Consider the following 14669-nt stretch of genomic DNA (forward strand, 5'->3'; position numbering starts at 1 on the left):
TAAAAAAATAATTGGAGGGAGACAATATGACATCGGGAAGCTTGGAGAAAGGGATAGAAATTTTTGGAGAATTTATCGATGAATTTCCACCGGATCATGACTCCCTAGAACTTACATTTACTCCCAGTTCTCGCCCCATCAAGCAGCGCTGGCGAAATAATCGGGTATCTGCTCATTTTGTAGCAGATTATTTGTCTAGTTTTTTACCAGTGGACGAGCAGAATTTTAGCAGCGAAAAACGAATTAAACAAAGCAAAGGAGCCGTGAGCTATATTGCTAATGAACTGTTAGAAAATGCTATAAAATTTAGTGATGATGACTGTAGTCACAAGGTAAGGTTTGGGATTCACTTTATAGGAGAAGATGATGTAACAGCGGTAATTTATGCTACGAATTATGTGAAGGAAGCAGCAGCTCATAAATTGCAGGAATTCATTAAAGAACTGCTGATTTCTGACTCTAATGAACTCTATTTACAGCAGCTTGAAAAAAATGCTGAAATAGAAAGTGAAACATCGGGATTAGGATTGCTGACGATGATTAATGACTATGCTGCTAAGATAGGTTGGAAATTTGAATCGATAGCCGATGGTCTCCCTATGCTCGCTATTACGACCCTCGTTCAAATTAGTGTTTAGTAGAGCCAGAATTCACTCAGGAAACCACAAAACTATGGATATTCAAGAACTTAAAGGTCAAGACTACTTTATTCAATACGATCCAGAATCGGTGACAGTCTGTTTCAAAGGCGAACTCAGCTTAGATGGAGCGTCAGATTATAAGCCCATAGTTGATTTATTAGATGAGGTTGCTAGTTTAGAACCTCCTCACATTACTTTGAACCTCAAACAACTGGAGTTTCTTAACAGTTCTGGTATTAATATGCTCTCCAAGTTTGTCATTAGTGTGCGGAAAAAGAAAACGATTGAACTGTTGGTAACAGGTTCAAATGATGTTCCTTGGCAACAGAAATCTCTTAAGAATTTAGAAAAGTTGTTGCCAACCTTGAAGCTGCAATTGGAGTGATTTTTGTTAACTGTTTAAGTTTGTTGCACCGGCAATTCAATGATAAATTCGGTTCCCTGAGACGGTTCTGACTCGCACCGCAGAATGCCACCGTGGTTTTCTACTAAAATTTTATAGACTATCGACATTCCTAAACCTGTGCCTTTACCGATTTCTTTAGTTGTAAAAAACTGCTCGAACATTCGTTCTTTTACGTCAGCAGTCATTCCCGCTCCTGTGTCAGCAATGCGGACAATAACTCGATCGCTTCCTGCTAGCTCGGTGCGGATATAAATCTTTAATAAAGCATTTGGTCGTTTTTCTGCTGCTTCTTCCAAAGCATCGATCGCGTTGCTAATCAAATTCATAAATACTTGATTTAGTTGTCCGGCATAACACTCTACAGGAGGCAATTTTCCGTAATCTTTAACTACTTCTATATCACGACCAATTTTTTTAGAATTCAGGCGGTTCCGCAAAATTAACACGGTGTTTTCAATGCAGTCGTGCAAATCGCATTGGGTCATGTTAGTATTATCAGTCCGGGAAAAGTTCTGCATCGATTTGACTATTTCGCGGATTCGATCGGAACCCATTTGCATCGAAGACATCACTTTCGGCAAGTCTTCCACTAAAAAATCTAGCTCCATTTCTTCGATTTGATATTTTATTTCATCACAGGGATTAGGATAGTTTTCTTGATAGAGACGCAGTAGGTGTAGCAAATCTTGAGTATAAATTTCTGCATAGCTTAAGTTGCCGTAAATAAAACTAATGGGGTTATTAATTTCGTGGACAATACTAGCCATTAGTTCTCCCAGAGAAGACATTTTTTCGCTTTGCAGGAGTTGAGCTTGAGTTTCTTTGAGTTCGCACAGGGTGCGCTTGAGTTCATCGGCTTGAGATTCCGAAGTAGCCCTAGCATTACAACTTTCTTGATAAAGTTCAACTTGTCTGAGATCTACTTCAAATTGTTCCATTTCGCTTTCTTCTTGATATTGACTCACCACTGCATCAAAAGCTGCGAGCAGTTCGCCGGAAGCGGCGGCTACAATGTACAATAGGTGAGGATTATCTGGCTTGAGGTCGGCATCGGGAACCTGTACTAATGCTTTTATGCGATCGATATATTCGCGCACCTGTTTATCTAAATAGAGTGGCGCTTCAAAATACATTGATTTGACAACTGCGGAAGGGGGAGTTAATAAGTTGATGGTGCTGTCAGTGTGAATTAACCCATGGTGAGATTTTTCCATAAGAGCGATCGCCTCTAGCAATTGAGCCCGCAATGTTTCTCTTTCTGCTGTTTCTAGAGAGCAAACCAACCTCATGGCAAAAAATGCCGTTTTTTGAGAAAGCATTCGCTGTCGCCCACTGACGTTAATCAGAGCAGCGCTAATTTTTCTAGCGGTCATAATTTCTTCAAGATTGAAGTAGTTTTTGAATGCCACGATAGGTAATACCTCCGACTCAACTGAATGTCTGTAACTCCTGGTCGCAGAAGATATGGTCATCATAAAAAATGTTTTCACTATACTGTCAAAAATATAGTCCCTAGGAGGCTCTTTAAGTAGTATAATTAGTCACAGTTTTTCAGTCAGTATTACAATCTATGTTTTTACAGGATCTAGGTCAATTGCTCAAAAAATTTTCCCATCAGATTGGCCATCATTTCTGGTTGAGTTTGGGGCAACCCATGAGTCCCGTTGGGAATAATAGCTAATTCTGCTTTTGGTATTTCCTTGGCGTAGGTTTGAGAATGCCACAGAGGAATTGTTTCGTCGTTATCTCCGGTAATTACTAAAGTGGGAATTTGCAATTTGTGAATGTCTTTTTCCACGGTATCAATGGCGTCTTCCGGGCGCATCCGACTCATTAAAAAAGAGCGAGCTACTGGTTGAGACATTAACTCTCGCCGCCAACCCAATATTTGCTGTAATTCGTTACTTTTTCCGGCTAAATTAGCAAAAGGTTTTGCCAATTGTAGAGTCCAATCAACGATCGGCGTTTGCCACAGTAGGGGCCGCAAAGCATCATATTGACCGCAAAAAGTGTCGTCTCGAATTCCAGCAGGCGCTGCTAACACTAAACTGCTGACAGAATTTGTGTATTTGAGAGCATACGCAGCCGCCACCCAACCCCCAAAAGAATGTCCGATAATACAGCAGGGTTCGATATTTAGTTGTTCTACAACTTGTCGCACAAAAGCAACCTCTACGGAAACATCGTAACAGATTTCTGGTTTGCTAGATTCTCCAAAACCTAACAAATCTAAACTGATGCAGCGAAACTGAGATTGCAATAACTCAATGAGTGGGAGCCAGCAAGTCTTTTCTCCAAAGAAACCGTGCAGCATTAATAACGGTTGCCCGCACCCGATGTCGAGGTAAGTGGCTTGTTGGGTGTTGCCATTGACAAATGTAGTTAAAGTGTGCTTGTGCATAAGTGTTCTTGAGTCCTGGTACTGGAGGGATGTTTGTAAACTATTGTTACCCTACAAGCATCGAAAGGTTAAACTTCATTACGGAGTGGAAAATCCCAAAACTATTGTGATAGTCTCTATTATGATTTTAAATACTGCAAACATAAAGCAGGAGAACACTTTGAACTCCAACTTAAAACAATACCCAGCTTGTTCGCTGCGCGAAGATGTGAGTGAGTACGTGGCACACCTACAGCTTCACATGACTTTACAGGCTCGCAACTTACTCCCTACCATTACACAGGCTAAGGACAGTCGCGAACAACTTTTGCAGCAGACTCAGGCTCATTTTGAGAAACGAGTATCTAGACAAGCTCTTTAAATCGTAAGTTGACGATCGCCCAATATGATTCGGTGTCCCTGGATTTTTATCCGGGGTCAATTTATAAAATCTACAATTCAAAAAATCTCCAATCTCACATCCATTGACGATCGCCCGGTTTCTGTGAGGGCATAGGCATAGTGGTCGGTTTTCGGTAATATGCGGTGGATGTTTGAAAAATAGATTTTTATGCGTATTCTAAATATTCAGGCGATCGCAATTTTGGCTATAGCCACATGGGCTGGAGGGGAATTAGGAGCAAAAGCTGCAACTGAGGTGAAATTGGCAGCAGCAGATAGCCTGTCGATAAATCCTGTGGCGGTAGAAGCTGCATCACCCTCTGTGAAAGTTAAATCCAGCCCAAGTAAAGATTTTGCCTTGGTGTTAAAAACTGCCCGTAGCCCAGGGGCGGTGGTTGAAATGCCGGAATCATATCAATTCCAGTTGTATCGGAATGATTTAACCGCGAAGGCGCGAAGTACGCGAAGCAAGAGAAGAGAGAGTTTAATCATTCCGATGCTAAGGGATTTTATCTCATCAGATATTTCTCCAGACATTTCCCAAAAAGCGGGTATTGAAAAGGCTGGATGCCTATTCCAGGGGAATGATACCAGCAGTTTATGCAATCGCCAAGCCCGACAGCTAGAGGGTACTGCACGGGTTTCTCAAGCTGGAGATGTGGGCGGTATCTACGTTGCAGAGGTGAAAATTCGATTTGTCAATTCCAAGGGGGAAGCCGTTGATAAGCAAGGGAATCCGATTCAGGGCAGAATTTCTGAAGATTTTATCCGTGGCGAACTCAAACTCAAGGCGGGAGATAATTACAGTCAGGATGTAGTGCGATCGGATTTGCAGCAGTTGCAGCAATTGGGATTGTTTGACATGGTGACTGTTTCTACTGAAGAAGTTGGCACTGATATTAATGTTATATACAACGTCCAAGAGCGATCGGCTCGGTCTTTTGGTGTGAGTGCGAGTTTGAGTGATGACATTGGCTTAGCGATTCCTCTGTCTTATACCGATCGCACTTTAGGTACAAATCCGCAACGCCTGTCGGTGGAAGTTCAGCCCAGCCTCCGAGATTTCGAGTATGATGTCCAATTTGTCAGCCCTTACGTTGCCGCCACCGATACTTTGGGATACAGTGTCAGAACTTTTCGCGATCGCCGAACATCGGAAATTTTCAACAACGATATTAACTTGCCTAATGGCAATCGAGTTCGAGAAATTCGGATGGGAGGAAATCTGGCATTTACCAAGCCTTTGGGGGATTGGCGAGGGACTTTGGGATTGAATTATACAAATATCAGCACCCGCGATCGTAATTTGAATATCGCCCGCCGTGACGAATTGGGAAACCCTCTCACTTTCAGCGGCACTGGTGTTGACGAATTATACACTGTTTCTTTTGGCGCCACGCTCGATCGGCGCAACAATCCCTTCAACCCAAGCAGCGGCTCGGTTCTCAGCCTCAGCACCGAACAATCCATCCCCCTGGGACAAGGGAACATAGTGAGCAATAAATTATTAGCTAATTATATACAATATATACCGCTGAATTTCCTCGGCCGTGGCGATACGGAAGCATTGCCAGAAACCTTAGCTTTTAACCTGCAAGCAGGGACGGTAATTGGAGATTTGGCACCCACAGAAGCTTTTCGTCTCGGTGGGCGGAATTCCGTGCGGGGTTACGACACAGGAGATCTCGGTAGCGGGCGGAGTTATTTCTTAGCTTCCGGGGAATATCGGTTTCCCGTCAGTAGAGATGTGGGCGGGGTAATATTTGTCGATTTTGCCTCAGATTTGGGAACCGGAGACAGCGTGTTGGGGAAACCGGCGGTGGTGAGGGACAAACCTGGGACTGGGGCTGGTTTTGGGGTGGGAGTCCGAGTGCGATCGCCCTTGTTGGGATTAATCCGCTTTGATGTGGGTGTTAGCGATGGCGGCGACATCAAATTTGTACTTGGTACAAGGCAGCGATTTTAAATTATTGATACTCCCCACCGATGAATCGGGGGGATTATTGAAGAGTCCAAACTCTTTTAAGATACCAGGGGCGGGTTTTATAGATGGTAGGTTTACTCCTACAAAGAATTAAACAGCCCTGCCCCTACCACTCCCCTTAAAAACTGGCGGCGTAAGTTAATTCAAATTGGCGGCCTAGGGTGATACAGCAATAGTGGGGTCTATCAAATACTAAATTGTAATTCATTTCCCCATCTATTTTGATTACCGGTTGTTTTAAAGGGATGCCATGAATGTTATATTGGCGACGTTCTAAGGCACTCCAGTCAATGATTTTGAGATCGATTTGGTTCTGCAATTCACTGGCTAACAAAAATAGTTCCATCTTGTCTTGAACTTTGCCAGTCAAGGGTATTTTCATTAACACTAACTGAGTGACAAGGGGTTTTTGTTCGTTGGGAAACTTCTGGGTGTGGCAATGTCCAAGTTCTATATCATAAGGTTCTACCTTGAATTTGTCTTTGGAAAGAAGGGAAGATGCGTGCAAGTCTTTGAGGCACTTTTCCAGGTGGGGAATCAACCCCAAGTCTGGATCGCACAGGAGTTTGCGAATATTGGAAGTTTCGGTGACTGTCATGTTAGATTTTTGATGTTATTTTTTGATTCTTATTTTTAGCTTAGCGCTAAAGGTATCCGTCTAAAATCTATTTTTTGGTGAGTTTCCAGAGATTAAGCTCGACTGTATCAGTAATGGGGTCTATTTTATAGTTTTGCTGCTGGATTCCCGATCGCAATACTGACGATGGTCTGTATAAAAACACATCACTAAAACCCTTGGGAATTGTAGGTACTTTGGGTTTGGCAAGTGCCAATTCCCGATTTTTGTAGCAAGCAGTGTAGCAGCGGGGTGCAATTAGTAGTTTGACTTTTGGTTCTAGCTGATAGCTTAAAGGCATAATATATGCTATATTGGCATCGCTAATGATTAGGGGCTTCGTGGCTTGATTAATCGCCTGAGCTACTTCTATTTCGGTGCGTAGCCAACCACTGCCTTTATTCCACCAACTGTCTGCTTGAGCAATTATTCCCGCGGATATAATGCCGGAGGCAAACAGTGACACCATAATGAATTTCCACACATTTTGGTGCTTACCACCATCGAAATTGCCACTAATTTTTATAGACAGTAGATAAGCAACTGCTAGCTGCATTCCCACATAACATGGCACTAAATATCGCGGATTTGCCGATCGCCTTCCACCTTTAAGTATATCGGGTACTGCTAAAAATAACGCCGTTGTTGCAATTGTTAACAATATCAATAGCCAAACTCGTTTTGGTGTATGTCGGCACAGGAAAAAAATTGCATATCCCACCAAAGCGAGGATAATTATACTCACAGGAATTAGTGAGGCTACTTGTGTGGTACTAGCACTGCCATCAATGCCTACATCGAAAAAGGCGATGGTGACGGAACCAGCCCACCTGCTAACTAATTTTAACATATTTGCCTGTTCAGTCCAGACTGTGGTGCTTTTAATTTGATTGATGTTTTCTGAAACATTGATAACCGAAGGCATGAAAGCGATAAAGGCTACTAAAGCTGCTACATAATAGGAAATAAAGGTTTGAATATCGCGCCAGTTGGCAATGATTGCGATGTAGATTGCATGGGCGGCGGCGACGCAGATAAATAACAAGTGGGTGTAAAGTCCCATTGCTAAGGTGACTGCGTAAATTATCCAGTGGAAAATCAGCGAAATGGGATTGAGATTTTCCTGTACCCGCGTTGCTCGCAGCAGGGATGCCGTTGATACAATAGTAGTGACAGTCCACAAACTGTATTGTCTGGCTTCTTGGGCAAACAGAATATGGTAGGGAGAAATGGCAAAAATGGCGATCGCCATCCATGCTACAGTGCTAGAGGCAAATAATTCCCAAGCTAGCCAATAAATGGCGGGAAATACTAGCAAGCTAATCGCCACAGGTAAACTTCTCATGGCTGTGACAGAACTGCCGAACCATTGCGCCCAATATCGGGCTAGTATGTAATACAGTGGCGGGTGCTGGGGGTCTTCGGTTGCTAAAGAATTTAGGGTGTCAGTTAAATGGTGTTCGGGATTTATGTGTTGATATTTTTGTAAATCTGAGGGCGATGTTATTTGCTGGTAAGAAAAATTTTTGATCATTTCGGCTTCGGTGTAGCCGGCAACTCTCAGGGAAGTATAGGTTTCATCAATCCAGTAAAACTTGCGATCGATATTTGCACAACGAAAAAATATACCTAGGACTAACATAACGATCATTAAAAATCGCAACCCCTTGTGCATTGGAAGATGCTGAGAAATTAGTCTATCGCCATTTTGCGTAAATTTCATTTTAAATCAACTCACTTGTGCTTGCTAGATAAATGCTCATTATTTGACTATTTTCCAGAGAATTATTTCTTGACCTTGACCGTAAATCATTTGTATTTTATCTTGATAAAATTTGCGTATTTGTTTTTGTAAATCCGGGGAAATATTATACACAAGTATCGGGTCAAAATTGACAGGAAATTCAACTTTTTTAGGTGACATTATTAATAATTTAGCTGTGGGTTTTATTTGGTGACTCATACCTAGTAAATTGCCGATATTCAATACACTATAGCCTGCCAAGTCTGTGATGATTAATGGATTAGAAGCTGAGTTGACTGTACGGGCGATCGAGTTATTAAGCACAGAACCGGATTTATTCCACCAAGTATCTGCTGATAAATAGAGACATGATGAAATAATTCCCATTGAAAGCAGAAAAACTAGAGCAACTCTCCACAATTTTTGTAATTTAACTTGGATTATAAGTTGAGTAAAAAGAAAAGCAACAGATATCTGCATTCCTAAATAACAGGGAATCATGTAACGAGTGTTTATCGATCGAACTCCTCCTTTAATTAAGTCCGCTGGCAAGAAAAATACTGCTGTCATGCAGGTTAATGTAATCACAAATAACCAAACTCGAATTTCTTTTTTACGTAAAAGTAGATAATAAGAATACCCAACCATGATTAAAATCATGAAAATAACTGGCAAAGTAGATATCAAATATGGTCGTGGCAACTTCCAGTAAAATCCTACGTCAAAAAACTGAGTGCTAATGTTCAGAATCCAATTTTTTACCAATTCTAAAAGCGGTCTTCTCAAGGATAGCCAAGAAGTTTTATCGCTGGCATAGTTGAAATTTTGTATAAAAACTATAATCCAAGGCGAAAAAATTAGGATTCCTGTAATGGTCGCTAAAAAATAGCCAATAACTGTCTTGTTAATGCGGAACTTTTCCACAATGACTACATAGATACCATGTCCTATGGCAACCATGGCAAATAGGAGGTGAGAATACATTGCCACAGCTAGTGTGGCAGCATAAATTGCCCAACTACTATTAGTTTTTAGGCGCATTGCTCGTAGCAACACTGCGCTAGACAGTAAAATTAACAAAACAAACAAACTGTAAGGTCGAGCTTCCTGAGCATAAACTACCTGAAAAGGCGATACAGCAAGGATGGCAACTGCTAACCAAGCTGTCAGCGATGACTCAAATAACTCCAAACATAGCCAGTACATACAAGGTAATGCCAGCAAGCTAAAAACTGCCGACAAACTTCTAGTTACTGCGATGGAATCTCCAAACAGTTGCACCCAAAATCTGACTGCTACAAAATACAGCGGAGCAAGTTGAGCTTCTTCTAGTGCCAATCCTTTTACGGTGTCAAAAACGTTTTTTTCGGCATTGAGATGCTGATATTTTTGGAGGGTTTTTATTTCGTTAATTTTGCCCTCGCCTAACTCTTTAATTAATTCAGATTCTGTATAACCGGAAACTCGCAGAGAAGTGTAACCTTCGTCTATCCAGTAAACTTTATTTTCCAGATTGGCGAAACGAAAAAATATCCCTAGGACTAATATAGCTATAATTAAAAATCGCAGCCCCTTGTGCAGTGGAAGATGCTGAGAAATTAGTCGATCGCCATTTTGCCTAAATTTCATAATAAATCAACTCCTATAAGATGTGAAGAATAGCAAGCCAGTAAGCTTTTGAGCGATTTGGATCTTGCATTTAATTAGGTGGACTTACTTAGAATAACTGCCGATCGCCGATTCTGTCATTGAGTGAAAGGCTACAATGTTCGAGAGACCATGGGGCGGGCGACAAATCCTGATGTAGACTAGGCGTAAAAATCCAACTAATCTGGTATTCCTATGAAAAAAGTCCTTTACTGGTTGATGGGCGAAAAAGCAGGCAGAACCATAGTCGGTGCCTGGAATTGGCTGTGGGGACTACCCGTAGCATCCGGCGGCGAGGTGTCGGTGGCGGTAGCCGAAGAGTCTTTGCGCTCTATGCAAGAATCAGTGCAAAAGCTAGCAACAGCCGTATCTACCCAAGTTGCAGCCTACCAGCGCGCCAAAACTAAATATGAAGAAAAAGTCAGGGAAATGCAAACTGTAGAGCGCCAAGCCATAGCAGCCCAGCGCAACGGTAATGAAGAAGCAGCCCGCTTAGCAATGTCGAAGGTGATTCAGACAGAACAAATTTTGCCACAGTTAGAGGCGCAAGTAAAACAAGCCGAACAGTACGTCAACGCTTCCAAAGACAAGCTGAATCGAGAGCGGATGAAGCTGGAAGCCTACAAAACCGATATGCAAAATATGAAAGATATGGCCGAAATTAACGAAGCACTCGGCTCCATCGCCAAAGTCAACAACGACTTGAGTATTGATTCAGCCCGATCGCAATTTGAGCAAGCCAAAAACGCCGTCCAAGGCCGCAATCTGCAACAGCAAGCTTTAGCAGAGCTATCAGAGAACCCCCAAGAAAGACTTCAGGCAGAATTAGAAAAAATGACCATAGACGATGAAGTTAATCGCAGACTGCGGATGTTAGACAATTCAGACGTGTGACCTAAAGGCAGTTTACACGACTTCAACGGACATAGTAGACATAACGGACAAACTCAGATAAAATCAAAAGTATTCTTCCACGAGAATGCCATGCCGTATGTCACACCAAGAGAAGCAGCTAACGCTTTGGGAGTTAACCCCAGAACCCTTGCCCGATGGTCAGAAGATGGCCTCATCAAGACCATCAAAACCGAGGCAGGACAAAGACGTTACGATATCGCCGAATATCTCAAACAAAAATCCGGTACAACTGAGCTTGCTCGACCTTCTACAGTTTTGTACGCCAGAGTCTCAACATCCAGCCTCATAGACGATCTCAAAAGACAAACTGAGGCACTTACTACAAGTTACCCAGGCTGTGAAGTCATCACAGAAATTGGATCGGGACTCAATTTTAGGCGGCGAAAGCTTAACGCCATTCTGGAACGAATTATCAGCGGCGATATCCAATGTCTTGTCGTTGCCCACAAAGACCGACTTGCCCGATTTGGCTTCGACCTCATCGAATGGCTGTGTGAAAAATTCGATTGTAAACTCGTGGTTCTCTACCAGCAAAAATACAGTCCACAGGCAGAACTCGTGCAAGATATGTTGTCAGTCGTCCACTGTTTCAGCTCAAGGCTTTACGGACTCCGTAAGTACGAAAAACAACTCAGGCAAGACTCAGAAATACAAAAACAAAAAACGACACGCACAGAAATTGACAGCGAAATTAGCGCCGAACTCTGTGAAGAAAATTCGGATTTATCCTGATAGCAAGCTCAACTCAATTTGGCGACATTGGTTGGCGGGTTGTCGCTTTGTTTATAACCGCTGCATAGAGGCTTTGAAAAAGGGCTTCCGAGGTAGCAGCTACGATCTAGAAGCCCAAATCCTTAAGGATTTGCCAGCTTGGTTGAAAACAGTACCGAGACACCCCAAAGCCAACGCTGTACAAGATGCTTGCGACGCTTGGAGGCAAGCAAAAGCCAACAATGGTGAAGCAAAGTTTCGCAGTTGCCGCCAATCAGTAGCCACCATTAAATTCAAAAATGGGAATTACATCAAAGGCGTTTGGTTCCCTCAATTAACCAAAGGATGTGGGTTTGAATCTTCCCAACCACTGCCAGATTTTTGCGGGTATGGCACTCAACTAGTCAGAGATAGACGGCGTTGGTTTGCTGTAATCCCCGAACACATTCCTGCTTCATCAACCACCCAGAATAAGGTAATTGCGCTCGATCCTGGGGTGCGAACATTTTTAACTGGTTACGACGGAGAAACGGTTTTAGAGATTGGCAAGGGAGACATAGAGCGAATCGTCAGATTATGCTTTCACCTTGACAAATTAATTAGCCGTGCATACCAAAAACAAGTTAAAGCTAAACAACGCCGAGCTATACTTCGTGCTGCTGACAAAATCCGAATCAAGATTCGCAATTTAGTGGATGAATTGCATCGTCAAAGTGCTAGTTACTTGGTTCGCAATTACAAGGTGATTTTTATTCCCACCTTTCACACGTCAGAAATGGTACTGAAATCAAAAAGGCGGATTAACACGCTTGTCGTACGGTCAATGCTAACTTGGAGCCATTACCGATTCAAGCAGTTGCTATTAGGTAGAGCTATTCGGCACGGGGTAATAGTGGTAGAAACTAACGAAGCTTATACTTCTAAAACCTGCGGTAGGTGCGGTCACGTTCACGCCAAGTTGGCCGGCAACAAAGTTTTTAAATGTCCCGAATGCGGTTATGTTGCCGACCGGGACGCAAACGGTGCTTTTGGCATTATGCTAAAAGCTTTGGCGGGTACCCCCTTCACCCTTGCGGGCGATGCTATCGAGGTATTTTCATGTGTCTGACTTGTCCAAGATATTTGAAATGTATCGCGTAAATGTACCACAACCCAGAACTTCCCAACTAAGGAGAATTTTATGGCTAAGAGTAGCGGGCCTCCCCCGATAGTTTTTATTCTGTTATTTTTCTTGCTCGCCGGTGGCGCGTTCTTTTTTCTGAATAAACCAGCATCGCAGGATGCCCAAAATACACCCACTCCCACACCCGCACCCGATGGTGGAGCGAATCTGCCTCCCGTCGCCCCAGTACCGAGTGGAGCATCTCCCGTTGCAGCTAGTTCTTTTGCGCCTCCAACTTCTGTTGCTCCCGGTACTGTGGTGAAAATTGACGGTTCTACCAGCATGGTGACAATCAATCTCAACCTTAAGAAGGGCTTTCAAGGCAAGTTTTCTGGCACTACAGTTGATACCAAAGCAAATGGTTCTGCCAACGGAATTAAGGATTTGGTGGCTGGAACAGCCGATATTGCTGCGGTATCGCAACCTTTGACTGCCGGAGAACAAAGTCAGGGTTTGACAGCAGTACCTGTGGCCCTGGATGCGATCGCCCTTGTAGTCGGGACTAACAACCCTTTCACAGGAGGTTTAACTGTGGCTCAAGTTCAAGATATTTTCAAAGGAAATATTCAAGATTGGTCGAAAGTCGGTGGCCAGGCTGGCCCGATTAAAATCATTAATCGACCACAAGTTAGTGGCACTCACCAGACGTTTAAAGAACAGGTTCTCAAAGGCGCTAATTTTGCTACGGGGCCAAATATTACTACTCTCGATCGAGATGCGACAACTCCCCTGCTGCAAGCTTTAGGGAATAACGGCATTGGGTATGCGACTTTCGCCCAAGTAGTCAATCAGAAAACGGTGCGGGTAGTGCCGGTAGACGGGGCGACACCGGATGCTGGTAACTATCCTTATCAGCGACAGTTGTATTACGTTTACAAAAACCCTCCTAGTCAAGCAGTCAAGGACTTCTTGGGTTATGCAACTTCCCCGGAAGGACAAAAAGCGATGCTTGCGGAAAATTGAGCCGAAAGCTGATGATTTCGCCAGACTCAAGTCTGGCACTACACAAGCGATGTCCGCGCAACGCGACACTTAATTCTTTAGTCCGCGCAGGCGGACTTCGTTTGTGTAGGCGCGGTTTCCAACCGTAGGCCGGGTCTGATAGGCTAATATTCGATGTGATTTAAAATCGAAGGTTTTTCTGTGAGCAAAAATCGCGAACCAGTCGAGAGTTTAATTCTTTACTATTTATTCAAGTGGTCCATTGTCAGCCCGATGTTACACCTTTATTTTCGGGGTCGCATCTACGGTGCCGAAAATGTTCCCACTTCTGGACCCCTGGTAGTAGTCAGCAATCACGCTAGCGATTTTGACCCGCCTATTTTATCTAATTGCATGAGACGACCGGTGGCATTTATGGCTAAGGAAGAGTTATTTAAAGTGCCTATTTTGAAACAGGCGATCGCCCTTTATGGTGCCTATCCAGTCAAACGGGAAAGTGCCGATCGCAGTGCGATTCGCTCGGCTCTCCAATATTTAGAAAATGGATGGGCAACAGGTGTATTTTTGCAAGGAACTAGAACAGTAGATGGTAGAATTACCGATCCCAAATTAGGTGCTGCACTGATAGCGGCTAAGGCGAAAGCACCGCTGCTACCTGTTAGTTTGTGGGGAACTCATGCTATAGCATCTAAGGATTCAGCACTGCCACGAGCCGTGCCGCTGACGGTGCGAATTGGCAATTTAATTGCAGCGCCGACTTCCTCGGAGCGATCGGAGTTGGAAGCATTGACTCAAAGATGCGCTCAAGAAATTAATGCCATGCACGATTTAGGACGTTGAATTTCCATTTAGGGACTTGGGACTACCCACCCAGCCCCACCCCCCTCCTGCCCCCCCCAAGGGGGGATGGGGATGGGGGAATGGGGGAATGGGGCATCGGTAACTCACAGTAATACCAAATCCTCTCTTCATCGTCCTGTATTAAACTCTCTCTTCTCGAACTTCGCGTCCTTAGCGCCTTCGCGGTTAAATCATTCCGATACAACCGGAATTGATATCAACTGTCAACTAAATTAAGTAAGTCCACCTAATTAAATCCAAGATCCAAATCGCTCAAAA

14 protein-coding genes are annotated in these 14669 nt (G+C 43.4%); 9 read left to right on the forward strand and 5 right to left on the reverse strand.

Annotated elements, in window-relative coordinates; translation table 11 throughout:
* Positions 1–26: 26 nt before the first annotated feature.
* Positions 27–638, forward strand: coding sequence for a slr1658 family protein (locus tag AAFP14_RS04055; RefSeq protein ID WP_341731017.1), 612 nt, complete (start codon positions 27–29; stop codon positions 636–638).
* 34 nt (positions 639–672) lie between these two features.
* Positions 673–1026, forward strand: a complete 354-nt coding sequence (locus AAFP14_RS04060) for a slr1659 superfamily regulator (RefSeq protein ID WP_341731018.1) — start codon at positions 673–675, stop codon at positions 1024–1026.
* Between the two features lie 14 nt (positions 1027–1040).
* Here the strand turns inward: AAFP14_RS04060 and AAFP14_RS04065 are convergent, their stop codons facing one another.
* Positions 1041–2420 (reverse strand): ATP-binding protein, encoded by a 1380-nt coding sequence (locus AAFP14_RS04065; RefSeq protein WP_472851021.1) that lies wholly within the window; start codon positions 2418–2420, stop codon positions 1041–1043.
* Between the two features lie 212 nt (positions 2421–2632).
* Positions 2633–3448 carry an alpha/beta fold hydrolase gene (locus AAFP14_RS04070; protein WP_341731019.1) on the reverse strand — a complete coding sequence of 272 codons (816 nt, stop codon included), beginning with the start codon at positions 3446–3448 and terminating at the stop codon, positions 2633–2635.
* Positions 3449–3608: 160 nt separating this feature from the next.
* Between AAFP14_RS04070 and AAFP14_RS04075 the strand changes: the two genes are divergently transcribed.
* Positions 3609–3809: a hypothetical protein gene (locus AAFP14_RS04075; RefSeq protein WP_340518803.1), complete on the forward strand. Its 201-nt coding sequence runs from the start codon at positions 3609–3611 to the stop codon at positions 3807–3809.
* A gap of 189 nt (positions 3810–3998) precedes the next feature.
* Entirely contained in the window at positions 3999–5795 is a 1797-nt protein-coding gene (locus AAFP14_RS04080; RefSeq protein WP_341731020.1) for a BamA/TamA family outer membrane protein, read from the forward strand.
* Between the two features lie 136 nt (positions 5796–5931).
* Here AAFP14_RS04080 and AAFP14_RS04085 read toward each other — a convergent pair whose 3' ends face one another.
* From AAFP14_RS04085 to AAFP14_RS04095, 3 genes are all read right to left on the reverse strand, one after another.
* Positions 5932–6411, reverse strand: a complete 480-nt coding sequence (locus tag AAFP14_RS04085; RefSeq protein ID WP_341731021.1) for a hypothetical protein — start codon at positions 6409–6411, stop codon at positions 5932–5934.
* Between the two features lie 67 nt (positions 6412–6478).
* Positions 6479–8152: a glycosyltransferase family 39 protein gene (locus AAFP14_RS04090; RefSeq protein ID WP_341731022.1), complete on the reverse strand. Its 1674-nt coding sequence runs from the start codon at positions 8150–8152 to the stop codon at positions 6479–6481.
* Positions 8153–8191: 39 nt separating this feature from the next.
* Entirely contained in the window at positions 8192–9802 is a 1611-nt protein-coding gene (locus tag AAFP14_RS04095) for a glycosyltransferase family 39 protein (protein ID WP_341731023.1), read from the reverse strand.
* 213 nt (positions 9803–10015) lie between these two features.
* On the opposite strand from AAFP14_RS04095, the gene AAFP14_RS04100 reads away from it, so the two are divergent.
* From AAFP14_RS04100 to AAFP14_RS04120, 5 genes are all read left to right on the forward strand, one after another.
* Entirely contained in the window at positions 10016–10714 is a 699-nt protein-coding gene (locus AAFP14_RS04100) for a PspA/IM30 family protein (RefSeq protein ID WP_341731024.1), read from the forward strand.
* Between the two features lie 90 nt (positions 10715–10804).
* Positions 10805–11467: an IS607 family transposase gene (locus AAFP14_RS04105; protein ID WP_341731025.1), complete on the forward strand. Its 663-nt coding sequence runs from the start codon at positions 10805–10807 to the stop codon at positions 11465–11467.
* Positions 11442–12554, forward strand: a complete 1113-nt coding sequence (locus AAFP14_RS04110; protein WP_341731026.1) for an RNA-guided endonuclease InsQ/TnpB family protein — start codon at positions 11442–11444, stop codon at positions 12552–12554. Before AAFP14_RS04105 ends, AAFP14_RS04110 begins: the two co-directional genes overlap by 26 nt.
* Positions 12555–12626: 72 nt before the next feature.
* A complete protein-coding gene (locus AAFP14_RS04115) occupies positions 12627–13571 on the forward strand; it encodes a phosphate ABC transporter substrate-binding protein (RefSeq protein ID WP_341731027.1) in 945 nt (314 codons plus the stop codon).
* A gap of 180 nt (positions 13572–13751) precedes the next feature.
* Positions 13752–14390, forward strand: a complete 639-nt coding sequence (locus tag AAFP14_RS04120; RefSeq protein ID WP_341731028.1) for a lysophospholipid acyltransferase family protein — start codon at positions 13752–13754, stop codon at positions 14388–14390.
* The last annotated feature ends 279 nt before the right edge of the window (positions 14391–14669 follow it).

The sequence above is a fragment of the Microcoleus sp. EPA2 genome (assembly GCA_020882975.1).
GTDB lineage: Bacteria > Cyanobacteriota > Cyanobacteriia > Cyanobacteriales > Microcoleaceae > Microcoleus.